This window comes from Gordonia sp. NPDC003950 (assembly GCF_053605205.1).
On record NZ_JBSGIT010000028.1, the window covers coordinates 1 to 25762 of the forward strand.

Genomic DNA, 25762 nt, shown 5'->3' on the forward strand with positions numbered 1-25762 from the left:
ACGGGCACTTTCCTGACCGCCGATGGGCAGTCCTTATTGGCCGTCAGCGGGCACTTTCGTGACCGCCCATGGGCAGTTTTTCATGTCCGCTGACAGGCCGCACGTGCGCTCACCGAGCAGAGGTTCAACTTGATCAAATCGCGCACAGTCGCCGGCCTTGTGCATCTCAAGTACGGGCCGCGCCGCGAACCGCTGGTCAAGCTCATCATCGCGATGGCGTTCGCCGTCGTGAACGTCCGCGAGATCGAGCGATTCGAAGCGTCGAATCGTGACCGCCCTGAATCAATCGCCGCGAAATGGCGCCGGCTCGAAGCGGACCTCGGACAGGCGCCGATCCGAATGCCCAACCGCACATGACCTACTGACGACAGCAACATGACTGAGGGCGGCCCGATGCCCGGGCCGTCCTCAGTCATGTCTTCGGCCCCGGGAAACCAATCGAAGACTAGCCGCCTATCTAGGTGCCAGAACTCTGTGAGCGGCTCTGCGCTGGGCGAACCGCAGTTCAGTTTCTATGACCCCGCCCGGCGCCATCTCCGCTACGACCAATCCAGGCCCGCGGCCTGCACGCAAAGATCGCGTGTCCAACGGCAGAAAACTCGTCGGAGATTCGGCACAAACTAGCCGGATTCCAGCCCAGGAAATACTACCGCTGCAGGCATGATGAACTGGTCACCACGAGCAGCTCAGCTCACCCCAACGCGGTCGGCTCTCGCCGCCGCGATTTCTCTTCATTCGCGCATGCTTTGCAATAGCTGCGTGCACGCGGGAGTGCCGCGTCGACGAGAACCACCCGCGCCAGTCGATGATTCGTCAGTGGCAAGGATGTCAGGCGACTCACCGGCCGAGTCAGGCTTGCGCGCCTACGAGATGCTCACCGAAGAACGCGAAGACGCGCTCGTACGCATCCGCCGTGGCCGTGGCGTCGTAACCGAATCCGACGATCCGGGCGATCGGCTGCCCGGGCATCTGATTGGCAAAACTGTGGCCCACGCCCTGGTACACCTTGACGTCGTTGGCGATTCCCTTGCGGTCCAGGGTCGTTCGGAGGCGCTTGCCGTTGCCGATGTTGAGCGGATCACGGCTGCCGAAGCTCGCGACGATCGGGCACGCCCCCTCCACCAGCGTGTCGTAACGCGGAAGGATCGACGGATAGAACGGCGCCGACGCACCAAAACCTTTCGGTGACACGAGAAGTGCGAATCCGCCGCCCATGCAGAACCCGGCGACGCCGATCTGTCCGGTGCAGTCGTTTGTCAGGGCGGCGAGGTGATCGCGGGCGGCAAGGATGTCGTCGACGGACCGGCCGTTGCCGGCAATCAGATCCCGCATCACCGACCGTATGCACCTCACGCGTCCGCCCCGCGAATACATATCGGGCGCGATCGCCAGATAGCCGGCATCGGCGAAACGCCGGGCCGTGTCGCGGAGGTCGTCGGTGACGCCGAGAGCGTCATGCACGATCACCACGCCGGGCCACGGGCCCGGCGTCGACGGTGTCGCCAGCACCGCGTCGATGCTGCCGTTCGGGGTGGTCACCTGTGTGTCCGGCATGCACTGTCTCCCTACGCCGAGGTTTGGTCCGTGCTCGCCGATCGTAACCGGCACACCACCCCGGAGTGGTCACTCAGTGCCCCACCGTCGTCGCGTCCCGGCCAGGTCCGCATCCCCACACAGTCGAGCGTCGACGCGATGTGATCGATCAGCGGCCCGTGCTCGACGTCCCCGGCCGTGTGAACGGTGAACGGCGCCAACACCTGAGACAGACGCTCGGCGACGCGGACGGGTTGCCGACCGCGCGGAATCCGTTGATTGAAGTCGCCGGCCATGATCACCGGCACGTCGGGCTCACACCCGGCCACGATCTCCGCGATCTGGTCGCAGCACTCCAGATGCTCGGACCAGTTGGGGGTGTCCTTGCGGCCGGTGGTGACGTGCGCGCTCATCCACGGGATGCAGACGCCGAGTATCTGGACGAGTCCGATCGGTGTCGTTGTCCGCGCGGCCACCACCCGTCCGTTGCCCGCCCCTCGATCACACCGGACGACGTCGGTCAGCGGCCACCGCGACCACAACAGCGTCTTGCGTCGATGAACCGGAGCGTCGTAACCCCAGTCGGTACCGGCATCGACCGCGTGACCACCGTCGGGAAGCAACCAGTGTTGCCCCTCCGTGATCACCAGGATGTCCGCGTCGAGGTCGGCGATGTGGGCCTTCACCCGGACTCCGCGTCCGGAGTGCGGCGCCCACTGCGTGTTCCACGAGGCCACGGCGATATCGGTCATCACACGAGACAACACCACGCACCGCGGCCCTTCAATCACCCCGAGATTTAGGAGTGCCTCACCTATAGTCTGCTTGACAGATATCGGTAAGTCAGCGGAACCGCCAGGTGGTGCACGTGAGCGTCGACACCGCGGAACCTGCGGCGCGGCCATCCGCGCTCTCATCCCCGGGCGCCCGGCTGGGGTCGTTGTCGCACGCGGCGATCCTGCTCATCCTGATCGGCGTCGCCGTCGGCCTCACCTTCGTCGGCTTCTTCGTCGGATCCGGTGACTACACGATCGCCGACGCCTGGCACGCCCTGTTCAACACCGGTGACCCGACGACGCTGGAGGTCATCCGCAACAACCGGGTGCCGCGGACCCTGCTCGCCCTGCTCGTCGGTATCGCCCTCGGCGCGGCCGGCACCATCATGCAGGGCCTGACCCGCAACCCCCTCGCCGATCCGGGCATCCTCGGCGTCAACTCCGGCGCCTACTTCGCGATGGTCGTCGCCACCGTCGCGTTCGGCGTCACCGGCACCACCGGCTACATGGTGGCGGGTGTGATCGGCGCCTTTGTCGCGGCGACCGTCGTGTACTTCGTCGGCTCCCGCGGCATGTCCGGGACCAGCCCGGAAAAACTTGTCCTCACCGGTGTCGCCGCCGGTTCCATCTTCAGCGGCATCGGCTTCGGACTCACGATGATCCACCCGAAGTCCTTCGACACCATCCGCTCCTGGCAGGTCGGTACCCTTGACGGCCGCGGCTGGCCGGAGGTGTCGGCAGTCTGGATCCCGATCCTCGCCGCCGCGGCGCTCTCGATGATCCTGATCCCGTACCTCAACGGACTGGCCCTCGGCGACGATCGCGCCCAGGCCCTCGGTATCCCGGTGCGCCGTGTCCGCCTGGCCGGGTTCGTCCTGCTGACCGTGCTGTGCGGCACCGCCACCGCGGCCCTGGGCCCGATCACCTTCGTCGGTCTGATGGTCCCGCACGTCGTCCGGATCCTCTTCGGCCCGGACAACCGGTGGCTGTTGCCCGTGAGCATGATCGTCGGCCCCATCGTGATGGTCGGTTCCGACCTCGTCGCCCGCGTCGCCACCGCCAGTGAGCTGCCCGTCGGCATGGTCACCGCCTTCATCGGTGCACCCGTCCTGATCGCGCTGGTCCGCAAAAAAGGAGGCACCGGCGAATGACGATCAAGGAGCCCGCACCCGAAACAGAGGCGACATCAACCGAGTCCGCGCGATGGCCGCGACGCGTCCGGTTCATCCGAGTCGCCGGGCTGAGCCTCAAGGTCGACATGGCGGCCCTGGCCATTTCCGTCTTCTTCGTCCTCGCGGCCTTGGTGGTCGCGGTGTTCTCGATGGGTGTCAGCACCACCGACAGCCCGAGCCTCGGCTTCGTCCAGACACTGAAAGTGCTTGCCGGACAGGTCTCCGGCGCACCCGCCGACCTCGTGGCGGCCGCCCTGCCCACCGTGGTCATCGCCATGGTCGGTGGCGCCGCACTCGCCCTGTCCGGGGCCATCTTCCAGACCATCACCCGAAACCCGTTGGGCAGTCCCGACATCATCGGATTCACCACCGGCGCCTACACCGGTGCGCTCATCGCGATGCTGGTGATGAACCTCGACTACACCGGTGCCACCCTCGGCGCCCTCATCGGTTCGTTGCTCACCGCCGCCGCCGTCTACTTCCTCGGCATGCGTGGCGGCACCAGCGGATACCGCTTCGTCGTCGTCGGCATCGGTATCAACGCGATGCTGGTCGCGTTCAACGGCTACCTCATCGCGACGGCCAACCTGCAGAACGCGGCGTCCGCGGCCGCCTGGGGGATGGGCAACCTGCACGACATCCGCATGTCCGACACCCTGCCGGTCATCATCGGCCTGATCATTCTCGTGCCGTTCCTCATCGTGGTCGCGCCGCACATGCGGATGTTCGAACTCGGCGCCGACTCCGCCCAGTCCAAGGGCGTCGACGTCAACCGCACCCAGGTGATCCTGCTGGTCCTCGGCGTCGGATTCGCCGCCGTCATCACCGCCATCGCCGGCCCCATCGCGTTCGTCGCGCTGGTGGCCCCTCAACTCGCGGCCCGGATCTCGCCGAGTCCCGGCATCCCGCTGGTGACCTCGGCGGCGGTCGGTGCGGCGCTGCTGGTCAGCTGCGACGCCATCGCCCGCACCATCCTCGCGCCCACTGTGCAACTGCCCGTCGGCGTCGTCACCACCTCCCTCGGCGGGGTGTACCTGCTCGGCTTGCTCATCGCCCAGTCACGAAAGGCCCGGCCATGACCGCAGAACCGGCCGCACAACCGACCACCGCCGCGGCCACCGGGCGGCTCACCGGCGAGAACCTCGTCGTCGGCTACGGCGAACACACCATCATCGACGGCCTCGACGTCGTCGTCCCCGACGGATCGTTCACCGTCATCGTCGGCCCCAACGCCTGCGGCAAATCCACCCTGCTGCGCGCGTTGTCCCGGCTGCTCGCCCCGACCGGCGGTGCGGTCCTCCTCGACGAGAAGAACGTGAAGTCGTTCGGCGGCAAGGAGTTCGCCCGCGAGGTCGGGCTACTGCCGCAGCAGTCCATCGCGCCCGAGGGCATCACCATCATCGATCTGGTGTCGCGCGGACGGTTCCCGTACCAGACGATGTTCCGGCAGTGGACCGACGACGATCAGGCGGCCGTCGACTTCGCGCTCAAGGTCACCCGCCTCACCGACCTGTCCCAGCGGCAGGTGCAGGCCCTGTCCGGCGGTCAGCGCCAACGGGTCTGGATCGCGATGGCCCTGGCGCAGCAGACACCGATCCTGTTGCTCGACGAGCCGACCACCTACCTCGACCTCGCCCATCAACTCGAGGTGCTCGAACTGTGCACCACGCTCAACGGCAGTGGCACCACACTTGTCGCGGTCCTGCACGACCTCAACCAGGCCGCGCGGTATGCCACCCACATCATCGCCATGCGCAGCGGCGAGATCATCGCACAGGGACCACCGGGCGAGGTGATCACCGCGGCAATGGTGGAACGCACCTTCGGGGTGCGATCCCGCATCATCGACGACCCGGAAACCGGTACGCCGCTGGTCATTCCACTCGGCGAGGGCGCGGTGTCCTTCGACGAGGTGCCCGGGGACACCGCGAATCTGCGTGCCAAATCCTGACATTCGTACCACCACATCGATCAGAGGAGATCACATGTTCCCATCACCACGACGGCTGCTGAGCCTGCTGGGAATCGTGCTCGCGGCACTGTTCGTCGTGACCGGCTGTGTGCAATCGGATTCGACCGAGAATCAGGTGTACTCGAATCCGTCGGAAACCCCGGACCTCGGCCTGCCGGACAATCCGCGCGTGGTGGCCCTGGGCTGGTCGGACGGCGAGATCGCGCTGAGCCTCGGTGTGAAACCGGTCGCCATCTACGACTGGATGTCCTTCGGCGAGGCCAACAAGGGTGTCGGATCGTGGGCGAGCGCCGAATTCGGGGACTCGACGCCGACGATCATCTCCGCCGCCAGCGCCGGCGACTTCAACTATCAGCAGATCAAAGAACTCAACCCGGATCTGATTCTCAACGTCCGCGCCAAGGCCGACTCCAAGGTCACCGACAGCCTCAAGGCGATCGCCCCGGTGGTCACCGCCCCCGAGGGAACCCCGGATTACGCGATCAACTGGAAGCTGCAAACCCAACTGATCGCCAACGCGCTCGGCAAGTCCAGTGAGGGCGAGCGACAGATCGCCGAGACCACCGACCTGCAATCGCAGATCCGTTCGCAGGACCCGAACTTCGCCGGCAAGACCTTCGTCTGGGGTACCAAGTTCGGTACCGCCTACGGCGCCTACCTGCCTGGTGACGCCCGCTTCGACACCATCGCCGAACTGGGCTTCGTCGAGTTCGGGCCGGTGAAGTCGCTGCAGGCACAAGGCTTCTTCGCCAGCGTCCCGGTGGAGAAGGTGTCCTCCCTCGATTCTCAGGTCGCGGTCTTTTCCACCATCGGTATGCCGTTGGCCGACCTACAGAACGACAATCTGATCAATTCGCTGCCGGTGGTGCGCGACGGCCGGGCGATCGAGCTGGGGGAGACCGACCCGATCGCGCAGGCCATGTCGGCCGGCACACCGGAATCGTTGCGATTCGCGCTCAACGGACTCACACCGCAGCTGGCGGCGGCAGCGGCGAAGGTGCAGTAGGGCGCATCACCGTCCCGGTGGCGGCGGGCCACCGGGAGGGGTGTCCTTCGACGCCACACCGGGCCGGGCGATGAAGTCGGTCGCCGACGGGTCGGCTCGCTGATGCGTCGGGGTGGCACCGGTTGCCGGGCGCGCGGTCGCCGGGCCCGCGGGAGAACGTTCGCTGCGGTGCGTCGTCCACCCATTTGTCTGCGGTGGTCGCGAGGCCGTCGGTGCCGCCGGGGCGGGCGGATATGCGGGAGGCGGAGGCGGCATGGTGGTGGCCGACGGCCCGACCGCGGGTGCCGGTATCGGCGGCAGCGGGGCCGGTGTCGGGGCAGCGGGCGTCGGGGGCGCCGGCGTGGGGGCGGACACCGGCGGACCGGCAGCCGGGGAACTCGGCGCCGGCGAGATGGGTGTCGGCGAGAGGGGTGCCGGTGAACCGGGAGTACGTGACCGATCGACCAGCATCTGCGCCAGGATCATGTGGGCGAGCGCCTCGACCTGCGGTCGTTCGACGGCCGCCGCGGGTGCCGCCGAACTCTGGCCGCCGAAGCTGCGAATCCGCAACCCGACCGATCCCGCGGTGACGATCATGATCACACCTGCGATCCCGAAGAGCAGAAACATCACGAAACCGACCCCATGCCCCGCGCCGACGATTCCGGGGAGGATCAGCATCAGCAATCCCAGCAGAATCGAGCAGGTTCCCCAGAACAGTCCCCGCGACGACGTGTGATTGCCGGCCGCGACATCGGAAATAGTGTTCAGCGGAACCGAATTCGTGTACCCGCCATGCGGTATCACCGCGAACAGGGTATGCGGTTCGGACATGTACACCCGCTGATCGGTCAGGATCACCGTCACCTTGAGGTGCCGGAGGATCAGGCGAGGCGTGAACTCGGCATGGTGGATGACGCGTTCGCCGGGCAGTGGGGTGAAGACGGGAACCGACACGGGGCCTCCAGAAGTGCGATCGATGGAGATGTACTCCGGTGGCAGGGAGCGCCCGTAGAAGTATCACCCGTGGATCGGTCGTCCGCGCGATGATTCCTTCGATCGGAGGAACGCCCGACGAGTCCTCTCAGCCTCCGTGCGACGCCGCCCGATCGGGGCCACACGAGTAGTCCGCTACTCACATTCGGTGCAGGTCAGGCCACGTCCCACAAAGAGATGAGTGAGTGGTGCGCCCGAGCGTGACCGCCTCCTACGGTGGGTGCACCCAGCCACACCGAACCCGAGAGACATCATGAGACCACCCCAGCAGCACCAGGGATTCCCGTCGTACCCACTTCCCGGACGCCCAGTTCCCGGACGAGCCGTCCACCCGGCTCACGCCCACGGGGCCCAGCACAGTCGGTTCCAGAGCGGTGAGCCGACGGTCGTCGTCTCCCGAACTGCTTCCCACGGCCCGATGGCCCCGCGATTCGACGCCCCACATCCGGCCGACCAGATCCCGGCTGCGCGCGGCCACCATCTTCCGCCGTCGGCACCCGGTCTCACCGACGCGTCGCAACCTCAGGCACCGGCAGTGGTGTCGCGAGCCGTCGGCGTGATCGCGTGGGGGATCGTCGGCGCGGGCCTGCTGACCGCGGTCGCCGCCTTCCTGCCCTGGGTCAGCGGCCTGATCACCGTCAACGGGATCGGCACCTCCGACGTCGGTGCCACCGACGGGATCATCACCCTGGTGCTCGGCGCCCTCGCCGCCGTACTCGGCATGGTGAGTGCCCTGATCCGGAAGCGATCGGCGATCCACCCGATCGCCGGCATCGTCGCACTGCTCGCGGGCGTGCTCACCGTCATCGTCGCGGTCGTCGACATCGGCAGCGTCGGAGATCTCGCCGCCCTCGGCGTGCACGTCGGGATCGGCCTGTGGTTGACGGCGCTCGCCGGGGTCGTCCTGACGCTCGTCGGGATCGGCGCCATCGTCAAACGACGGTGATCATTGCCGAACGGCGGTGATTCTTCCCGCACCGAACCCTCGGCATAGCGCGCCCACTTTGTTAGCGTGGCCTAAGTCGCTTCGGCGACCGACCACTGCAACGAAGATGGGGGCGTCATGTCACGTGGGTTCGGCGGAGCGGTCATGCGCGCGTTCGGTGCGCGCGACCATCTCGTCACGGTGACCGGAACCGAACATCGAACCTCGCACTGCATTCGGGTCCGATTCACCTCCGACACCCTCTTCGACGAGGCGCTCGCCGGCCCGACGTCGTGGGTCCGCGGCTGGTTCCCCGACGGCCAGGGACGCGAGCATCAGCGCGGCTACACCTTCTCCGAGGCCGACGCCGACGCCGGGACCTTCGCGATCGACTTCGTCCTGCACGAGCCGTCCGGTCCGGCGGCGCAGTGGGCCCGGCAGGCCGAGTCCGGGCAGACGTTGTCGGTGATGTACATGAGTTCCACCCCGTTCGAGGTGCCCGAGGAGAACCGGCCCGCCGGATATCTGCTCATCGGCGATTCCGCATCCGTCCCGGCGATCAACTCGATCATCGCCGCGGTCCCCGACGACATCCCCATCGAGGCCTACCTCGAACAACACGACCCGGCCGACCGCGACCTCGCCATCGTCACCCATCCGCGGCTGCGCCTGCGGTGGGTCGGTCGTGCCGACGCCACCTCACTCGCCACGTCACTGGAGAATCGTGACTGGTCCAACTGGTACGTGTGGGCCGGACCGGAATCGGCCTCGCTGAAGGAGATCCGAAAGCGCCTCAAGGAATTCGGCTTTCCCCGGTCCGAGATCCACGCGCAGGCCTACTGGGCCCGCGGCAAGGCGATGGGCACCGACCGCGGTCCGGAACAACAGGGCCCCGACACCAATGCTGAGTCCGTCGGCGGCGACGTCGTCGTGACGCCGGTGGTCGCAGCGGACGGCGCACCGGGGGCGTCGGCCGAGGCCGTCGCGGAGCTACCTGCACCCGAACCCGCGGCTGCGCAACCGGCGGCACAGCAGGGTCAGTGGCGTGCGGCGGCAGCCGGCCGACTCCTCGCGCCACTGCGGCCCACGCTGATGCTGGCCGGCGTGCTGCAGCTGATCGTCACCCTGGTGCAGCTCGCCCCGTACGTGCTGCTCGTCGAACTCGCCCGGCGGTTGCTGACGGACGCCGACACCTCACAACTGTGGTTCATCGGCCTGCTCGCGTTGAGCCTGCTGGGGGTGGGGGTGCTCCTGGAGACGGCGTTGCTGTTCTGGCTCCACACGGTCGACGCCCGGTTCAATCGTGATCTGCGACAGAGTCTTCTGACCAAACTCGCCCGAATTCCGCTGGGCTGGTTCACCTCCCGCACCGCGGGCTCCATCAAGAGCCTCGTCGCCGACAACACGCTCTCACTGCATTACCTGGTGACCCATGCCGTCATCGACGCGGTGTCCGCGGTCGTCGCCCCGATCGCGGTGCTCGTGTACCTGTTCACCGTGGACTGGGGACTGGCCCTGATCCTGCTGATCCCGGTGCTGGGATACCTGATCACGCTGTACCGCATGGTCATCCAGTCCGCCGCCAAGATCCCGGTCTCGCAGACCTGGGTGGAACGGATGAACGGTGAGGCCTCGTCCTACCTGGAGGCGCAGCCGGTGATCCGGGTGTTCGGTGGCGTGATGGCCTCACGGTTCACCGAGCAGCTCAACGCCTACATCGAATTCCTGGAGGACTGGCAGCGTCCATTCATCAAGGCCAAGACGGTGATGGACCTCATCACCCGTCCCACCACCTTCCTGTGGCTCATCGCCGCCGTCGGAACCGGATTCGTCATCTGGGGCTGGATCACCCCGATTGACCTCATCCCATTCCTGTTGCTGGGCACCACCTTCGGGGCGCGCCTACTCGGCATCAGTTACGGCCTCGCCGGGCTGCGCAGCGGCGTGATCGCCGCCCGCGACATCCAGAACGCGCTCGACGAGCCCGAGCTCGCCACGCTCGATCAGATCCCACCGACGGCAGAGTCCGCCGCCGATCACGACGTCGTCTTCGACGGTGTCGACTTCTCCTATCGCCCCGGCATCCCGGTCCTCACCGACATCTCCCTCACCCTCGCGCCGGGCACGGTGACGGCGCTGGTCGGCCCGTCCGGGTCCGGCAAATCGACACTCGCCGCGCTGCTCGCGAGGTTCCACGACATCGACGACGGCACCATCACGATCGGTGGGCGCGACATCCGGACGATGGACGCCGACGAGCTGTACCGCCTGCTGGGGTTCGTCTTCCAGGACACCCAGCTGGTGGCCGGCACCGTCGCCGAGAACATCGCACTCGCCGAACTCGACGCGACCCGCGAACAGATCGAACGGGCCGCGCGCGCCGCCAACATCGACGACCGCATCCGCGCCATGTCCAACGGATATGACACTCTGCTCGGACCGGACGCCGCACTGTCCGGTGGTGAACGTCAACGACTTACCATCGCCCGCGCGTTGCTCGCCGACCCGCCGGTCCTCATCCTCGACGAGGCCACCGCCTTCGCCGACCCCGAGTCGGAGTACCTCGTGCAGCAATCATTGAGCAGGCTCGCCGTCGGACGCACCGTGCTCGTCATCGCCCACCGGCTGCACACCATCTCCGACGCCGACCGCATCGTCGTCCTCGACGGTGGTCGCATCGCCGAGTCCGGTACCCACGACGAACTGATGGGATCGGCGGGCCGCTACCGAGCGCTCGTCGACGCGTCATCACAGGCAGGGGCAATCCGATGATCCGCACCGTCATCTTGCTGCTTCCACCGGGGTCACGTTCGCGGGTGCGACTTTTCACGCTGCTGACGATTCTGTCGGTGATCGTGCGTGCGGTCGGTGTGGTGATCCTGGTGCCACTGGTGAGCGCACTGATCGACGGCCGCCACGGCGCCGCCCTGGCCTGGGTAGGGGCGTTGACGGTGGCGACGATCCTCGGATGGGTCATCGACTGGGCCGGATCCCGGGTGTCCTACGACCTCGGCTTCACCCTGCTCGACCGCGGGCAACGCACCGTCGCGCATCGGCTCTCGCGCACGCAGCTGACCTGGTTCAGTGCCGACCGCACCGCCGACGCCCGGCAGGCCATCGCCGCCACCGGCCCCGACCTGGTCGGTGTGGTCGTCTACATGGTGGTGCCGCTCATCGGGGTGATCCTGCTGCCGATCGTCATCGGGCTCGCCCTGCTGCCGATCGCCTGGCAGCTGGGTCTGGTGGCGCTGGCCGGTGTGCCGCTGCTGTTGGCGGCGCTGTGGGGTAGTGAGGCGATCAGTCGCCGCGCCGACCGGGCGGCCGACGCGGCGAATGTCGCGGTGACCGAGCGGGTCGTCGAATTCGCCCGCACCCAAACCGCATTGCGTGCCGCCCGTCGTGCCGATCCGGCTCGCGGTCTGGCCGGTGCCGCCGTCGCCGAGCAGCACGGCGCCACCCTGCGCTTGTTGCTCATGCAGATTCCCGGGCAGGTGCTGTTCAGCATCGCCGCGCAGGTGTCACTGTTCGCGTTGGCCGGAACCGCCGCATGGCTGACCGTGAACAGAACGTTGTCGGCGGCCGAGGCGGTCGCGCTCATCGTCGTCGCGGTGCGATACCTCGAACCGTTCACCGCGCTCGGCGAACTCGCCGGCGGACTGGAGACGATCCGGCTCACCCTGAACCGGATCCGCACGGTCCTCGACGCCCCGACCAACGCCGAGGGCGCACAGAGCCATCCGACACCGAGCACCGCACCACGAATCACCCTCGAGGGCGTCGGTTTTCACTACGGCGACCCCGAGCAGCCGGTCATCGACAACCTCGACCTGGTGATCGAACCCGGCTCCACGACGGCCATCGTCGGACCGTCCGGTTCCGGTAAGTCGACGATCCTCGGCCTGATCGCCGGCCTGTATCAGCCGACCTCAGGCCGCATCCTGTTCGACGACGTCGACGCCGCCGACCTCGATCAAGATGCGCGTCAGGCACTCTCCAGCGTGGTCTTCCAACGCCCCTATCTGATCGAGGGCAGTATCTCGGCGAACATCAACGCCGGCGATCCCACCGCGGATGGCAACGCGGTGGACGCCGCGGCGCGACTCGCACGGGTTGACGAGATCATCGGACGCCTACCCGACGGTGCGGAATCGGCAGTGGGGGAGGGTGGTTCGGTGCTCTCGGGCGGTGAGCGTCAACGCATCAGCATCGCTCGTGCGTTGCTGAAGCCGGCGCCGGTCCTGCTCATCGACGAGGCCACAAGCGCACTCGACAACGAGAACGAACGAGCCGTCGTCGACGCACTGTCGGCGGAGGACCGTCCCCGCACGCGCGTGATCGTCGCCCACCGACAAGCCGGAATCCGCCACGCCGACCGGGTGGTCGTCCTCGACCGCGGCCGCATCATCGAAGACGGTACCCCCACCGAACTCCTCGCCGCCGGTGGGCTTTTCGCTCGCTTCGCCGAACACCAGGCCGCCACCACACGCTGGAAACTCACCGACGTGACAACCTGAGCGGCCCGCCGCGCCGCTCCCGTTGAGGGAGACCTCCGCCACCCGACAGCACCTCGCGGCCCGCACCGCGAAGGTGGTCAACGCCCGCATCTGTGCTCGGGATCCGCGTCGCCGCGGTCAGCAGGGGGTCGCGCCGCGGTCAGCAGGGGGTCGGGGCGTTCGCCGAGATCCAGGGCCTGCCCGGCACGCACCTGGCGTGCGAATGCGGACTCGATGACTGCGGTTGCGATGCCTCGACCTCGACAAGCTCGGCCGGCGGACACGCCGCAAGCTCGCACGAGGCGACCGGCGGATGGGGTGCTTCGTCGGATGGACCGATTCGTCAGGCGGGGTGGGTCGCGTTGACCGGCGGAGTTCACGCCCGCCGCGCGTCCCACACCCGCTCGGCCTCCCGCTTCCCGATCACCTTGGCCAGCGGGATCCGGTCGATCTGGTCGACCGTCAGGACCGACTCGGGTCGCCCGATTCGGGACAGGTCCGCCGGCGACGGCTGTTGCACGTCGGCGGCGGCTTCGCAGAAGTCCCAGCCGGTGATGCTGTCGTGTACCCAGGTCCGGTCGTCCGCGGCGCGTTGATGATCCTCGGACACGAACCAATTCGCCACCAGCACTGCAGAATCCGGCAGCAGTGTCCACAACTTGATCCGGTCGATCCGTGGACGGGCATCCGGGCGGGAGATCGCCAGCCAGTGCACCGACTCGTCGTCCCGATCCAGAATCTGCCAGTACCGCCATTTGATGTCCACCACACGGCCAGCGTATTCACCTCAGCATCTGGCACGCTGACTCGCATGCCCCCGCACGTGCCCATCCCCGACAACCCGGTGATCTTCGAGATCAACACCTGGCCGTGGCTGACCGGACTGGCCGCGACACTGGGCCGGCCGGTCACCCTCGCCACCGTGCCGGAAACCGTCTGGGATTCCCTCGCTGCCGGGCCGGTCGACGTCGTGTGGTTCATGGGAGTGTGGCAGCGCAGTCCGGCGGGTGTTGCGATCGCCCTCGCCGACGAACCGCTCATGCAGTCCTTCCGCGCCGCCCTGCCCGACCTCACCGACGCCGACGTCGTCGGATCTCCCTACTGCATCCGGGATTACACCGTCGACGCCCACCTCGGTGGCCCCGACGGTCTCGCCGCCGCCCGCCGAGCCCTCGCCGACAGGGGCATCGCGCTGCTCCTGGACTTCGTCCCCAACCACCTCGCCACCGACCATCACTGGACCGTCGATCACCCGGAACGCTTCATCGCCGGAACCGATGCCGACATCGACGCACATCCGACGGAATTCGTCCGCGTCGGCACCCACGTGCTGGCCAACGGCCGCGATCCCTACTTCGCGCCGTGGCGAGACGTGGTGCAGATCAATGCCTTTCACCCCGCTGCGCGGCACGGAGCCATCGACATCCTGCGCCGTGTCGCCGATCAGTGCGACGGCGTGCGCTGCGACATGGCCATGCTGATGTGCACCGACATCTTCGCGCGGACGTGGTCGGGCCGGGCAGGCGAGGCCCCCGCCACCGAGTATTGGGCCGAGCTCATCCCCACCATCCGTGCCGACCATCCGGAGTTTCGGTTCATCGCCGAAGCATATTGGGGCACAGAGGGATTACTTCGCGAGCAGGGCTTCGACCAGTGCTATGACAAGGCGTTCACCGACGCCCTCGAACACCACCCGCGTGACATTCCCCGAATGATCGCCGACGCGTCCGACCGTGACGGCAAGGTGCACTTCATCGAGAATCACGACGAACCCCGAGCGCAGGCGGTATTCGGCCAACGTCACCGGACCGCGGCGATCACCGCGCTCACCCAACCCGGCGCGCGCCTGGTCTACGACGGTCAGGCCGACGGCCGCACCATCCGCCTGCCCGTCCAGCTACGCCGCGAACCCGACCACACCCCCGACACCGAACTCCGGGAGTTCTACCGGCGACTTCTCATGATCCTGTCCGAAACAACGCTGCACACAGGAGATTTCACCGCGCTGCAGGTTCTGGGCTGGCCCGACGATCCCCCCGGTCCGGGGTTGGCCGCCTGGTCGTGGACCGGACCGGGCACCCGCCGGCTGTTCGTGGTGAACCTCGACGACGCACCCGGAGTGGGTCGTGTGCACACCGCGTGGCCCGATCTCGCCGGGACCGCGGCCACACTCGTCGACCCGATCCACGAAGAGTCATTCGACCGTCCCGCCGATCCCGATCAGAACATCTTCGTCATGCTCGCCCCCTGGGCCGCGCATGTCCTGCGCGTCCACATCGAGAGCTGAACTCAGCCCCCACCAAACACACACCGCACGAGCACTCGGCAGGCCCCGGAAACAGAACTGTGATGCCCACCACGTGGGTGTACAGTCGTGCACACAAGCCACGCCGAGGGGAGCCCGATGAACCTTCTCCGCTGGAGCAAGCGGCCCGCGGCAGATGTCAGTGCCAAGAAACCGCAGGTCAACATCGTGCGGGGGCTGGTGGCACGCGCCACCACGCCGCTGCTGCCGGACGACTATCTGCACCTGATCAACCCGCTGTGGTCGGCGCGTGAGCTGCGGGGGCGCATCGTCGACGTCCGCAAGGAAACCGACGTCTCGGCCACCGTCACCATCAAGACGGGCTGGGGTTTCCCCGCCGACTACAAGGCCGGGCAGTATGTCGGTATCGGACTGGAGGTCGACGGCCGCTGGCACTGGCGCTCGTACTCGCTGACCTCGTTCGGGACCAACACCGACAACACCATCTCCATCACGGTCAAGGCCAACCCCGACGGCTTCTTGTCCACCCACCTCGTCGACGGCGTCGCACCCGGCACCGTCATCCGGCTGGCAGCTCCGAAGGGTGACTTCCACCTTCCGGACCCGGTGCCCGACTCGATCCTGTTCCTCACCGCAGGCAGCGGCATCACCCCGGTGATGGGCATGTTGCGCGCGATGCGCGCCCACAGCCAAAGCCCCGACACCGTGCACATCCACTCCGCACCCACCCGCGACGAGGTGATCTTCCTCGACGAACTCACCGATCTGCACGAGCAGGTGCCCACCTACGAACTCCAACTCCAACTCACCCGCGAGGATGGCAAGTTCTCGCTCGCCGACCTCGACGCCCAGGTTCCCGACTGGCGGGAACGGACCTGCTGGGCGTGCGGCCCGGTGGCCTTCCTCGACGACGTCGAATCCACCTACGAGGACGCCGGACTGCGCAAGCAACTGCACGTCGAACGATTCGCCATTGCCCGCACCGACGTCGGCGGCGAAGGTGGCACCGTCACCTTCTCGAAGTCCGGCAAGACTGCCGAGATCGACGGCGCCACAACCCTTCTGGTAGCGGGGGAGAACCTGGGGATCCAGATGCCGTTCGGTTGCCGGATGGGCATCTGCCAGACCTGCGTGGTACCGCTGGTGCAAGGCTATGCCCGCGACCTGCGCAACGGCGAGGAACGCCGCGAAGGGGAGCGCGTGCAGACCTGCGTCAGCTCTGTGTCGGGTGAGTGCACCCTCGACCTGTAGACCTCACCGAGGTGACGGTCCAGCCCACGGCCGTCGCGCCTCATCGTCCACCGAACCAGACCCGAGGAGTCACATGGCGATCACCGACATCGACGAATACGCCCACCTCACCGAGGCCGACGTGGAAGCACTCGGCGCCGAACTCGACGCCATCCGCCGCGACATCGAGGAGTCCCGCGGAGATGCCGACGCACGATACATCAAGCGCATCATCACCATTCAACGATCCCTCGCCGCCGGCGGGCGTGTCGCCCTGCTGTTCAGCAACCGGAAACCGGCCTGGCTGCTGGGCACCGCGATGCTCGGCGTCGCCAAGATCGTCGAGAACATGGAACTCGGCCACAACGTCATGCACGGCCAATGGGATTGGATGAACGACCCCGAGATCCACTCGTCGTCGTGGGAATGGGACACCACCTGCCCGAGCGTGCAGTGGAAACACTCGCACAACTTCGTGCACCACAAGTACACCAACGTGGTCGGCATGGACGACGACGTGGGCTACGGCATCCTGCGCGTCACCCGCGATCAACCGTGGGAATGGTGGAACATCGGCAACCCGGTCTACAACCTGACCCTCGGTACCTTCTTCGAATACGGTGTCGCACTGCATCATCTGGAGACGGAGAAGCTCCGCAGCAAGGAGAAGAGCTGGCGGCAGGCGGCCAAGGACCTGCGCATCATCGGACGCAAGGTCGGCAAGCAGGCGGCCAAGGACTACCTGATCTTCCCCGCACTGTCCGGGCCGAACTGGCGTACCACGATCACCGCGAACTTCACCGCCAACATCATCCGCAACTACTGGTCGTACATGGTGATCTTCTGTGGTCACTTCCCCGACGGCGCCGAGAAGTTCACCGTCGCCGAGTACGAGGAAGAGGATCAGCCGCGCTGGTATCTACGACAGATGTTGGGATCGGCCAACTTTCGGGCCGGCACCATGATGCGGTTCATGAGCGGCAACCTCAGTCATCAGATCGAGCATCACCTGTTTCCGGATCTGCCGAGCAATCGGTACGAGGAGATCGGTGTGCGGGTGCGGGAACTGTGCGACAAGTACGACCTGCCCTACACCACCGGAAGTCTGCTGCATCAGTACGGCCAGTCGTTCCGCACGATCCTCAAACTCGCCCTGCCCAATGCATTGCTGAAGGCGACGTCCGACGATGCCCCGGAAACCGCGTCGGAGTTGCGTTTCGCCGTACTCGACGGGATGAAACTGCACTTCGGTGTCGATCCGGACACCGGAAAGCGGCGCGGACTGCGAACGGCGTTGCGCGAATTGAAGAATGCTCCGTTGCACAGCACGCCGACATAACCTGGGGTGATGATCACCGGCGCCCACGTCGTCATCTCCAGCACCGACGCCGAGGCCGATCGCGCGTTCCTGCGTGACGTCCTCGGCTGGTCTCACGTCGACGCCGGCGGCGGATGGCTGATCTTCGCGCTGCCACCGGCCGAGGTCGCGGTGCATCCCGCCGAGTCGGCCGCCCACGAGCTCTATCTGATGTGCGACGACGTCGAGGCCACGATCGCCGATCTCGCCGGTCAGGGCATCACCTGCGGTCCGGTCAGCGATCAGGGGTGGGGGTTGCTCACCGGCATCCCGCTGCCCGGCGGTGGGACGGTCGGACTCTACGAGCCGCGGCACCCGATCGCCGCCCATCCCTGATCGGGCCCTGGACCGGCAGTGCACCGGTGACAGGCGAGCTCACAACATGTGCACCTTGCGGTAGATCTTCGCCGCCGCGGGGGTGAGCAGCCCCACCTCGTCGAGGAACTCCATCAGGTGGGCACACCCTGTGCGCACCATCGACTGGAAGTGATGATTGCGCCGCATCTCGGCGATCGCCCGGTGATGGTCGAGGCCGGCATCCTTGTAGGCCTGCGGCCGAACGAGACTGGTGAAGATGTACGACGCGGACAGCGCGATGTAGAAGGCGCTCCACCGTCGGCGGACCGGACCGACGTCTCGCATCGCCGCGCGCACCTGTTCACGCGCGAACTTCATGTGCCGTGACTCCTCGAGCACATGGATCTCGTTGACCGTGCGGATGAACGGCAGCACGCGTTCGTCGCGCATGCAGCCCCGCTGGAACACGTCCAGGATCTCCTCGGCCACCAGGATTCCGGTGTAGGCGACCTCGTCGGACACCGTCGCCATGAACAGTTTCCCGAACCTACCCAAGCGTGGATGCGGTTTGTAGGACGTTCCGACCATCTTCTCGCTCGCCCTGGCGAACATGATCGAATGTCGGCACTCGTCGGCGATCTCGGTGAGTGCGAACTGGAACTCGGGCGTGTGATAGTCGCCGAGGTACTGATCGCGGATCACCACGGCCTGCAGCATCATCTCGAACCAGATGCCGATGGACATGATGGACGCGAACTCGTGGCGGGTGAGCGTGACGCGTTGGTCCTCGCTCAATTCGTCCCAGTAGGGCGTGCCGTAGAGCGTGGACCATTCCGGGCTGCAGCCGTACTTGGTGGGGTCCATCGGCTCCGACCAGTCGATTTCGGTCATCGCGTTGCGTGACAACCGCGCGGCCGAGTCCAGGAGCCGGGCGGAGACCTCGTCGGAACCGATGTCCACTCGGGACGTGGGAGTGACAGTCATGCCACAATGACACCACCTACCGTACCATTGGTCAATGGCGAAGAATGATCCGGTCTTCCCCCGGCTATCGGCGGCCGACGGTCAGCGGCCGGTAGGTGCCGAGAGCCAGCCCGATCACCGCGGCGATCCCCACCGCCGTCATGATCTGCCGCGGCTCCGGGTAGGAGGTCCCGACCAGGATCGCGCTGCTGATGACGGTGAACACCCACGCCAGCGCGCGCAACGCGATCGCACCGCGCGGCGCGGGAGTCGCCGCGTACGGATCGGGCAGCAGGGCACCGAGCCCGATCACGATGAGCACCGAGATGACGATGTCGCTGGGACGATGCCAGCCGTCGGCGATCAGGCCGAAGGTGATCACCGACGCCCACGTTCCGCCGAGCGCGATCACGAACGGCCGCAGCCACTTCGGTGACGCAGCGATCAACACGACCACACACGAGGTCACCGCGGCGGCGTGGCCGCTGGGTGCGGAGTTCGACGTCTCGAGGATCCAGTCATGCAATTGTGGGCGGATCAGCACGACGTCGCGCAACACGCGTGCGATCACGGCGATGAGCAGGGGAAAGAGCAGAAGCGTCGCGGTTGTCGCGATCGACCGGCCCCAGCGCACCCGCCCGGTGAGCGCCGGTAGCGACGAGCCGACGATCACCAGCACGGCAGCGGCGAACCACACCCGGACGTCGGTCACCACGGCCACCGTCACCGGATAGGGCACGTGCGCCACCGCCGACGACCGCCGCACCGCGTCGAGGACGTACTGGTCGACGATCTGTCCCCACGACGTCCACACCGCCACCCAGTAGACGGCCCCCGCGAGGGCGAGCGCCACCACCGCGACGACGACGGCACCCCACAACCGCGACGGCCTGGCGTCGTCGTGACGGGGTTCCGCCTCGGGCGGCGCGGCCAGGACACTCATATGTCCACGGTAGGTCAGGTTTCTGGGAAGACCCTGGGCGACAAGCCGAGCACCGGAAAGAGGTGCAGATCTCACCTCAGGAAACATGTTTCGTATGAATCAACACCGCGGTAATGCTTGCGTAACAGTCCGCGGGTCTACTAACAGGCAACAAGTTTCCTCTAGTGATCCAAACCGGGTCGCAGACCGATGAAAAGGAGAACACCCATGACCGTCGACGCCACGAGTGCACTGGCCTTCCGGGTCACCAGCGACGCCTGGACGAACCTGCCGAAGATGCCCGACGCAGACTACCCCGGTACCGAGGGCTTCATCGGCGACGTGTACGAGAATCCCGACGGCAGCGAGATGTGCTCGGGCTACTTCGAACTGCGCCACACCGACGCCCCCCTCTACTACGAATACGAGTACGACGAGATGAAGGTCGTGCTCGAGGGTGAGTTCCTGCTGGAGAACAAGGAAACCGGTCAGAAGACCGTCGCCAAGGCCAAGGACGCCATCTTCTTCCCCAAGGGCTCCAAGATCTACTTCTCCACCCCGAGCTACGCGCTGGCCTTCTACGCCGGACACCGCGACTCCACCCCGCTCTGAACCATGACCTCCGAGCTCTCCGCCGGCACCGCCGCGCAACTCCCGTTCACCAGCCTGCCGGTGTGGGCGCGGCCCGCCCCGGATGACCCGCAGCGGGCGACGACCACGGGGCCGACCGTCACCGGCACGTCCTACGTGCTCGTGGGAGTGGGCGATGCCGCCCACGACGCGCAGGATCGCCGGGTTCCGGCGTTGCCTGCCCGGGCATCGATCAGCCGGATCCGAGCCGAGGATGCCGCAGACGCCGCCGAGCGCCTGCAGCAGGCGCTGGCGACCGCAACCGTCGGGGTGCGGGTGCTCATCGCCGGACCGGTCGGCGCGTGCCTCAAGGTGCGTGCCGCGGCGGTGGCGGCGGGACTCGAGGACGACGAGATCAGTGTCGACGTGGTCGGATCCGGGCCGATCGACGTGTTCTGCTCCCACTGCCGCACCGTCACCACCGCCGACGCCGGAATGGATGACCTCGTCGACTGCGCCGGATGTGGCCGAGAACTCCTCGTCTACTACCACGTGTCCCGGCGTAAGGGTGCCTTCCTCGGTTTCATGGCCGACGCCGAATCGATTCCGGACCCCACCACACCGACCTCCCAGGAGCTACCGGTATGACCACCGCCGCAGAACCTGCCGTGGACAGCCCGTCCCGCATGGCAGACGACGGCACCATGACGCTGACCGTCACCTCGATCACGCAGTCCGCGAGTGACATTCGGACGTTCACCTTCGCCGCCTCGGACGGCGCGACGCTGCCGGGCTTTGTCCCCGGCAGCCATCTGGTGGTGCAGGCCGGCGAGCACGCCAACGCCTACAGCCTCGTCTCCGACGGCACCGCACCCACCGAATACGCCATCTCGGTACTGCGGGTCGCCGACGGCAACGGCGGATCACGCTGGATGCACGACGTCCTCACCGAGGGCGATGACATCGCGGTTCATCTGCCGCGCAACGCCTTCGCGCCGATCGCCCGCGCCGCCAAACATCTGCTGATCGCCGGCGGTATCGGCGTCACCCCGATGGTGTCGCACCTGCGGGCCGCCCGGCGGTGGCATCGCGCCACCCAGGTGCTCTACACCCACCGCGCCGACAATGCCGCCCACCTCGACGACATCACCGCGCTGACCGACGGTACCTGCGAACTCTTCACCGCCCGAGACACTTTCATCACCCGACTTGACGAGGTTCTCCGCGATCAGCCGATCGGCACCCACCTCTACGTCTGCGGCCCGGGCCCGATGATCGACGCCGTCGTCGACGCGGCCACCGCGGCCGGCTGGCCCGACTCGCGAATCCACTTCGAGCGCTTCGGTATCGACGCCCTCGATGCCGGTGACCCGTTCCGCGTGCACCTGTCGGGCAGCGACACCACCGTCGATGTGCCGTCCGGCACCAGCATGCTCACCGCGATCGAGAACGCCGGTGTGGCCGTTCCCAATCGATGCCGTCAGGGTGTGTGCGGCGAATGCCGCATCCCGCTGTCCGGCGGCACCCCGATCCACCGCGACCTGTACCTCACCGACGAGGAGAAGACCGCGGGAGACTGCGTGATGCCATGCGTCTCCCGTGCCGATGCCGGCGCCATCCTGGAGATCCCCCTGTGACCACCGAACTCGTGACACCCTCAGCCGCCACCGCGGAACTCATCGCCGGGTTCCCTTTTCCCTTTCCCGAGGACCGCTACCGCTACAGCACCAATGTGGAACCCGCCGGTGCGCCGACCACCACCCCGGCCGGTCAGTGGGGCGCCACCCTCGTCGACATCGACTCCGAGTACCACCACGAACTCCGTTCGCGCGCTGAGGTTCTCGCCTCCGATCCGACTCGTCACGCGATCCTGCCGCATATGGTGCCCGCCGCCTGGGACGCGATGCTGACGTTGATGCGGGAGCTGTCGACGGCCTACCCGGCCGAGATGCATCTGGACGCCACCGGTCCCGACACGTGGCACTGGTGCAACGATCTGCTCGGCATCGACCTCGACTTCACCTACGGCGACCCCGTCACCCTGCCGGACGAACCGTTGCGCTACATCGCCTCCCAGGTGCAGGAAGACATCGCGCTGCTCGACCAGCGCGACGGACAGCTGTTCGTCGACGCCGGCGTGATCACCTTCGCCGCCGACTGGAGCTTCGGCTTCGACGTCGGGATGAGCTTCCTGGAGATCCACGGCCCGGTGCCGCGGGTGAAGAAGCTCGGCGTCGTCACCCGCGCCCACGAATTCCTCAAGCGACTCCAGCCGCACGAACCGTACCGTCGTACCAACTGGACGTTGACCATCGGACGCCGACTCGACGTGTCCACCGAGATCTATCCCGAGTGGGGCCCGGATCGCGAACGCATCCAGCACGTCGATGACGCCGAGTTCGGCAAGCTCGTCCACCTGCGGGTGGAGGTTCAGCACCTCATCCGGCTACCCGATTCGGGTGCGCTGATGTTCCTGATCCGCACCTACATGCTTGCCCTGGAGGATCTCGCCACCATCGAACCGTGGCGGCGTCGCGCCGCCGAGGTGATCGCCGAATTGCCGGACGACATGGCCGATTACAAGGGCATCATCAAGTACCGGGAGCGTGCCGCGGCATGGCTGCGCACCGCCGAGCCGACCGTCCCCGTCGCCCAGGGTCTGCCGGACTGGCCCGCCACACCGCCCGCCGTCGACACCGATGCCGCGGAGTTCCTGATCGTCGCCGTCGGACACGACGACCACGCGTCGCACGTGGCCCGCACCTGGATCAACCAGGCATCCGAGGTCGGCCCGACCCGCATGCTCGTGCTCGATTCCCTCACCGACACCGCCGACGCCGACACCCTTCGGCAGGCGTTGGGGCAGGGCGTCACCGGAACCCGGATCATGGTGACCGGTGGGCAGTTCGACGTGATGACGGCTCTGGCCATCGCCCGCGGGGCCGGTGCGATCGCCGACGAACTCACCGCCTTCGTCACCCACACCGACGATCTGCCGATGTACTGCGCCCACTGCACCACCACGGCGCGCGTCGAGGGTCGTCCCGGCCAGGTCGTCACCTGCCCGGGTTGCGGAACCACGGTCGAGATCCACGAGCATCATTCCTCCTCCCGCGGAAGCTTTCTGGCCTCCGCCGCCGAAGCCCGGGAACTGTCATGACCATCATCGACGAGCCCGGCCCGTCCGCCGAACTGCTCAGCGGGCATCGGCATCCTGGCTATCGCACCGATGTCCGTCCGATGCGTGTCATCGAGAAACGCTCGCTGACAGCGGATATCACGCACTTCCGGTTCGTGCCGACCGACGATCCGTCGACCGGCGCGGTCTCGCCGATGCTGACGCCGTTCCAGCCGGGAAGTCACGTCATCGTCTCCACCGGAGACGGACACCGCAACGCCTACTCTCTCGTCGACGACGGACTCTATCCCACCGACTACGGCATCTCGGTGCTCCGACGAGGAGCCGGCGGTGGCTCGGACTGGTTGCACGACACCATCTCCGAGGGTGACATCGTCGAGATCGAAGGTCCCCGTGCGATGTTCGCACCGATCCTCGATCAGCGTCACGCCCTATTGGTGGCCGGCGGCATCGGGATCACCCCGATCCTGTCGCACGCACGGGCCATCGCCCGCGATGCGGCGATCACCGGCGTCGGCGCCGAGATCATCTACTCGTATCGGCCGGGCGCGGCCGCCCACCTCGAGGACCTGCGCACACTGGCCGCACACGAGGCGATCACCCTCCACGAGGCGACCGGCGTCGAGGAGACGATCGCCACCCTGCGTGCACGACTTGCCGTGCAGCCCCTGGGCACCCACGCCTACGCCTGCGGTCCGGCGGCCCTGCTGGAGACCTATCAACTCCTCGCCACCGAGGCCGGATGGCCCGCGGCCCGCGTGCATCTGGAGCGATTCACCGCACCTGAACAGGATCCCGGCGACCCGTTCTCCGTGCGTGTGGCCTCCACCGGCGAGCGGATCGACGTTCCGTCGGGTGTCTCCCTGCTGGAGAGGCTGCTCGAACACGACGTGGCCGTCCCCAATCTGTGCCGGCAGGGCGTGTGCGGCGAGTGCCGCATCACGGTCCGCTCCGGACCGATCCTGCACCGCGACTTCGTCCTCACCGACGAGGAGAAGGCCTGCGGCGACGCGATGATGAGCTGTGTGTCGCGCGCCGTTCCCACCACCGACACCACGACCGACTGCGATCTCGAGGTGGACCTATGACACTGACGACACCCGCCCGCACCGCCAAAGAGCTGACCCCGGCGGCGCAACATTATCTGTCCCAACCCGTCGATCATCTCGCCAACATCCCGTGGCCCTTCCCCGACGAACTCGAGGAGTTCTCCTACACCGTCAACGTCGAACCCGCACGCGTTCCACGACGCACCCGCGGCGGCGAGTGGGGCCGCAACCTGGTGGATCTCGGTGGGGCGGAATACCTCACGTACATGACCGAGCGTCGGCGGATTCTCGACGACGACCCGTCCCGGGTGCGCATCCGCCCGGGCATGGATGTGGCGTGCTGGGATCTGCTGCTCTACTACCTGCGCGACCTCGCGGCCGTCCACCCGGGCGTGATGCACCTCGAGGAGCTGCCCGGCCGCCGATTCCATTGGCGTAACGACCTTCTGGGCACCGATCAGGAGTTCGTGCTCGGCGACCTCACGACGCTGCCGTATCACCCGATGGAGTTTCTGGCCCGTGAGGTACCCGACGATCTGCTGCTGATCGTCGAACGCGACGGCCGACTGTACTTCGACGCGGGCATTGTCACCTTCGCCGCCGCCTGGTCGGTGGCCTTCGACGTCGGCATGGACATGGATGAGATCCACGCTCCGGTACCGGGTCTGATCCGCAAGGGCATCGTCGCGCGTGCCGAGCAATTCCTCCGCCGACTCCCCGCCGACCAGGTGTATCGGCGCGTCAACTGGACGTTGTCGGCATCGGATTCACACCTTCTCGACGTCAGTCTCGAAAAGCTGCCGGCGTGGGGTCGTGATATCCCGCAGATGGTCGCCGACGGCGACTACTCCCGCGCCCGCCTGCGCATCGAACTCGAACACTTCGTGCGGCTGCCCACCTCCGGCGCGGTGACCTTCAACATCCGCACGTTCATGGCGTCGCTCGCCGACGTCCGGCGCATCCCGGAGTGGGCCACACAGCTGGCCACGGTCATCGAGAACCTCGACGACGACATCGCCGCCTACAAGGGATTTCTGGACTACCGCGACGACGTCGTCGCCTACCTACGCGGGTAAACCACCCATCAGCGCAACTGCGTAACCACTTCTACTGCAAG

24 protein-coding genes are annotated in these 25762 nt (G+C 66.9%); 18 read left to right on the forward strand and 6 right to left on the reverse strand.

Features of this window, described 5'->3' with window-relative positions; all coding sequences use genetic code 11:
• Positions 1-129: 129 nt before the first annotated feature.
• Positions 130-357, forward strand: coding sequence for a hypothetical protein (locus tag ACWETB_RS20570; protein ID WP_452213297.1), 228 nt, complete (start codon positions 130-132; stop codon positions 355-357).
• Positions 358-849: 492 nt separating this feature from the next.
• Here ACWETB_RS20570 and ACWETB_RS20575 read toward each other — a convergent pair whose 3' ends face one another.
• Together ACWETB_RS20575 and ACWETB_RS20580 are read right to left on the reverse strand one after the other, a co-directional pair.
• Entirely contained in the window at positions 850-1554 is a 705-nt protein-coding gene (locus ACWETB_RS20575; RefSeq protein WP_452213299.1) for a dienelactone hydrolase family protein, read from the reverse strand.
• An 11-nt stretch (positions 1555-1565) separates the two neighbouring features.
• Positions 1566-2285 (reverse strand): endonuclease/exonuclease/phosphatase family protein, encoded by a 720-nt coding sequence (locus tag ACWETB_RS20580; protein ID WP_452213301.1) that lies wholly within the window; start codon positions 2283-2285, stop codon positions 1566-1568.
• A 116-nt stretch (positions 2286-2401) separates the two neighbouring features.
• Here ACWETB_RS20580 and ACWETB_RS20585 point away from each other — a divergent pair, with 116 nt between their 5' ends.
• From ACWETB_RS20585 to ACWETB_RS20600, 4 genes are read left to right on the forward strand one after another with little or no spacing between them, the layout of a single operon-like run.
• On the forward strand, positions 2402-3460 hold the full coding sequence (locus ACWETB_RS20585) for a FecCD family ABC transporter permease (protein ID WP_452213303.1): 1059 nt from the start codon (positions 2402-2404) through the stop codon (positions 3458-3460).
• On the forward strand, positions 3457-4560 hold the full coding sequence (locus ACWETB_RS20590) for a FecCD family ABC transporter permease (protein WP_452213305.1): 1104 nt from the start codon (positions 3457-3459) through the stop codon (positions 4558-4560). The genes ACWETB_RS20585 and ACWETB_RS20590 overlap by 4 nt, the downstream gene beginning before the upstream one ends.
• Complete coding sequence (locus ACWETB_RS20595) at positions 4557-5432, forward strand: ABC transporter ATP-binding protein (protein ID WP_452213307.1); 876 nt, start codon at positions 4557-4559, stop codon at positions 5430-5432. Before ACWETB_RS20590 ends, ACWETB_RS20595 begins: the two co-directional genes overlap by 4 nt.
• Positions 5433-5466: 34 nt before the next feature.
• On the forward strand, positions 5467-6459 hold the full coding sequence (locus tag ACWETB_RS20600) for an ABC transporter substrate-binding protein (RefSeq protein ID WP_452213309.1): 993 nt from the start codon (positions 5467-5469) through the stop codon (positions 6457-6459).
• Positions 6460-6465: 6 nt separating this feature from the next.
• On the opposite strand, the gene ACWETB_RS20605 is transcribed toward ACWETB_RS20600, so the two are convergent.
• Positions 6466-7395 (reverse strand): hypothetical protein, encoded by a 930-nt coding sequence (locus tag ACWETB_RS20605; RefSeq protein WP_452213311.1) that lies wholly within the window; start codon positions 7393-7395, stop codon positions 6466-6468.
• Positions 7396-7852: 457 nt separating this feature from the next.
• Between ACWETB_RS20605 and ACWETB_RS20610 the strand changes: the two genes are divergently transcribed.
• From ACWETB_RS20610 to ACWETB_RS20620, 3 genes are all read left to right on the forward strand, one after another.
• Positions 7853-8380 (forward strand): hypothetical protein, encoded by a 528-nt coding sequence (locus ACWETB_RS20610; RefSeq protein WP_452213313.1) that lies wholly within the window; start codon positions 7853-7855, stop codon positions 8378-8380.
• A gap of 117 nt (positions 8381-8497) precedes the next feature.
• The gene (locus ACWETB_RS20615; protein ID WP_452213315.1) at positions 8498-11131 is read left to right on the forward strand and encodes an ABC transporter ATP-binding protein/permease; all 2634 of its coding nucleotides are present in this window, start codon (positions 8498-8500) and stop codon (positions 11129-11131) included.
• On the forward strand, positions 11128-12873 hold the full coding sequence (locus ACWETB_RS20620; RefSeq protein ID WP_452213317.1) for an ABC transporter ATP-binding protein: 1746 nt from the start codon (positions 11128-11130) through the stop codon (positions 12871-12873). The genes ACWETB_RS20615 and ACWETB_RS20620 overlap by 4 nt, the downstream gene beginning before the upstream one ends.
• Before the next feature lie 355 nt (positions 12874-13228).
• Here the strand turns inward: ACWETB_RS20620 and ACWETB_RS20625 are convergent, their stop codons facing one another.
• On the reverse strand, positions 13229-13621 hold the full coding sequence (locus tag ACWETB_RS20625; protein WP_449743327.1) for a hypothetical protein: 393 nt from the start codon (positions 13619-13621) through the stop codon (positions 13229-13231).
• Between the two features lie 42 nt (positions 13622-13663).
• Between ACWETB_RS20625 and ACWETB_RS20630 the strand changes: the two genes are divergently transcribed.
• From ACWETB_RS20630 to ACWETB_RS20645, 4 genes are all read left to right on the forward strand, one after another.
• Positions 13664-15139 (forward strand): alpha-amylase family glycosyl hydrolase, encoded by a 1476-nt coding sequence (locus tag ACWETB_RS20630; RefSeq protein WP_452213320.1) that lies wholly within the window; start codon positions 13664-13666, stop codon positions 15137-15139.
• A 117-nt stretch (positions 15140-15256) separates the two neighbouring features.
• A complete protein-coding gene (locus ACWETB_RS20635; protein ID WP_449743325.1) occupies positions 15257-16369 on the forward strand; it encodes a ferredoxin reductase in 1113 nt (370 codons plus the stop codon).
• Positions 16370-16442: 73 nt separating this feature from the next.
• Entirely contained in the window at positions 16443-17687 is a 1245-nt protein-coding gene (locus ACWETB_RS20640; protein ID WP_449743324.1) for a fatty acid desaturase family protein, read from the forward strand.
• 9 nt (positions 17688-17696) lie between these two features.
• A complete protein-coding gene (locus ACWETB_RS20645; protein WP_449743323.1) occupies positions 17697-18041 on the forward strand; it encodes a VOC family protein in 345 nt (114 codons plus the stop codon).
• Between the two features lie 39 nt (positions 18042-18080).
• Here the strand turns inward: ACWETB_RS20645 and ACWETB_RS20650 are convergent, their stop codons facing one another.
• Together ACWETB_RS20650 and ACWETB_RS20655 are read right to left on the reverse strand one after the other, a co-directional pair.
• On the reverse strand, positions 18081-18986 hold the full coding sequence (locus tag ACWETB_RS20650) for an AurF N-oxygenase family protein (RefSeq protein ID WP_452213323.1): 906 nt from the start codon (positions 18984-18986) through the stop codon (positions 18081-18083).
• 64 nt (positions 18987-19050) lie between these two features.
• The gene (locus tag ACWETB_RS20655) at positions 19051-19908 is read right to left on the reverse strand and encodes a phosphatase PAP2 family protein (protein ID WP_452213325.1); all 858 of its coding nucleotides are present in this window, start codon (positions 19906-19908) and stop codon (positions 19051-19053) included.
• Between the two features lie 207 nt (positions 19909-20115).
• Here ACWETB_RS20655 and ACWETB_RS20660 point away from each other — a divergent pair, with 207 nt between their 5' ends.
• Genes ACWETB_RS20660 through ACWETB_RS20685 form a run of 6 tightly spaced genes read left to right on the forward strand, consistent with a single transcriptional unit; the run spans position 20116 to position 25721 of the window.
• Positions 20116-20499: an ethanolamine utilization protein gene (locus tag ACWETB_RS20660; RefSeq protein WP_452213327.1), complete on the forward strand. Its 384-nt coding sequence runs from the start codon at positions 20116-20118 to the stop codon at positions 20497-20499.
• A gap of 3 nt (positions 20500-20502) precedes the next feature.
• Positions 20503-21105 carry a dimethylamine monooxygenase subunit DmmA family protein gene (locus ACWETB_RS20665; protein WP_348805370.1) on the forward strand — a complete coding sequence of 201 codons (603 nt, stop codon included), beginning with the start codon at positions 20503-20505 and terminating at the stop codon, positions 21103-21105.
• The gene (locus ACWETB_RS20670) at positions 21102-22094 is read left to right on the forward strand and encodes a PDR/VanB family oxidoreductase (RefSeq protein WP_452213329.1); all 993 of its coding nucleotides are present in this window, start codon (positions 21102-21104) and stop codon (positions 22092-22094) included. Before ACWETB_RS20665 ends, ACWETB_RS20670 begins: the two co-directional genes overlap by 4 nt.
• Entirely contained in the window at positions 22091-23617 is a 1527-nt protein-coding gene (locus ACWETB_RS20675; RefSeq protein ID WP_452213331.1) for a heme-dependent oxidative N-demethylase subunit alpha family protein, read from the forward strand. The genes ACWETB_RS20670 and ACWETB_RS20675 overlap by 4 nt, the downstream gene beginning before the upstream one ends.
• A complete protein-coding gene (locus ACWETB_RS20680; RefSeq protein ID WP_449743316.1) occupies positions 23614-24684 on the forward strand; it encodes a PDR/VanB family oxidoreductase in 1071 nt (356 codons plus the stop codon). The genes ACWETB_RS20675 and ACWETB_RS20680 overlap by 4 nt, the downstream gene beginning before the upstream one ends.
• Entirely contained in the window at positions 24681-25721 is a 1041-nt protein-coding gene (locus tag ACWETB_RS20685) for a heme-dependent oxidative N-demethylase family protein (RefSeq protein ID WP_449743315.1), read from the forward strand. The genes ACWETB_RS20680 and ACWETB_RS20685 overlap by 4 nt, the downstream gene beginning before the upstream one ends.
• The last annotated feature ends 41 nt before the right edge of the window (positions 25722-25762 follow it).

Coding starts and splice junctions, on each gene's coding strand:
- ACWETB_RS20575 (WP_452213299.1), bottom strand. CDS start 1,554: ATGCCGGACACACAGGTGACCACCCCGAACGGCAGCATCGACGCGGTG.
- ACWETB_RS20580 (WP_452213301.1), bottom strand. CDS start 2,285: ATGACCGATATCGCCGTGGCCTCGTGGAACACGCAGTGGGCGCCGCAC.
- ACWETB_RS20590 (WP_452213305.1), top strand. CDS start 3,457: ATGACGATCAAGGAGCCCGCACCCGAAACAGAGGCGACATCAACCGAG.
- ACWETB_RS20595 (WP_452213307.1), top strand. CDS start 4,557: ATGACCGCAGAACCGGCCGCACAACCGACCACCGCCGCGGCCACCGGG.
- ACWETB_RS20600 (WP_452213309.1), top strand. CDS start 5,467: ATGTTCCCATCACCACGACGGCTGCTGAGCCTGCTGGGAATCGTGCTC.
- ACWETB_RS20610 (WP_452213313.1), top strand. CDS start 7,853: ATGGCCCCGCGATTCGACGCCCCACATCCGGCCGACCAGATCCCGGCT.
- ACWETB_RS20615 (WP_452213315.1), top strand. CDS start 8,498: ATGTCACGTGGGTTCGGCGGAGCGGTCATGCGCGCGTTCGGTGCGCGC.
- ACWETB_RS20620 (WP_452213317.1), top strand. CDS start 11,128: ATGATCCGCACCGTCATCTTGCTGCTTCCACCGGGGTCACGTTCGCGG.
- ACWETB_RS20630 (WP_452213320.1), top strand. CDS start 13,664: ATGCCCCCGCACGTGCCCATCCCCGACAACCCGGTGATCTTCGAGATC.
- ACWETB_RS20635 (WP_449743325.1), top strand. CDS start 15,257: ATGAACCTTCTCCGCTGGAGCAAGCGGCCCGCGGCAGATGTCAGTGCC.
- ACWETB_RS20640 (WP_449743324.1), top strand. CDS start 16,443: ATGGCGATCACCGACATCGACGAATACGCCCACCTCACCGAGGCCGAC.
- ACWETB_RS20645 (WP_449743323.1), top strand. CDS start 17,697: ATGATCACCGGCGCCCACGTCGTCATCTCCAGCACCGACGCCGAGGCC.
- ACWETB_RS20650 (WP_452213323.1), bottom strand. CDS start 18,986: ATGACTGTCACTCCCACGTCCCGAGTGGACATCGGTTCCGACGAGGTC.
- ACWETB_RS20655 (WP_452213325.1), bottom strand. CDS start 19,908: ATGAGTGTCCTGGCCGCGCCGCCCGAGGCGGAACCCCGTCACGACGAC.
- ACWETB_RS20660 (WP_452213327.1), top strand. CDS start 20,116: ATGACCGTCGACGCCACGAGTGCACTGGCCTTCCGGGTCACCAGCGAC.
- ACWETB_RS20665 (WP_348805370.1), top strand. CDS start 20,503: ATGACCTCCGAGCTCTCCGCCGGCACCGCCGCGCAACTCCCGTTCACC.
- ACWETB_RS20670 (WP_452213329.1), top strand. CDS start 21,102: ATGACCACCGCCGCAGAACCTGCCGTGGACAGCCCGTCCCGCATGGCA.
- ACWETB_RS20680 (WP_449743316.1), top strand. CDS start 23,614: ATGACCATCATCGACGAGCCCGGCCCGTCCGCCGAACTGCTCAGCGGG.
- ACWETB_RS20685 (WP_449743315.1), top strand. CDS start 24,681: ATGACACTGACGACACCCGCCCGCACCGCCAAAGAGCTGACCCCGGCG.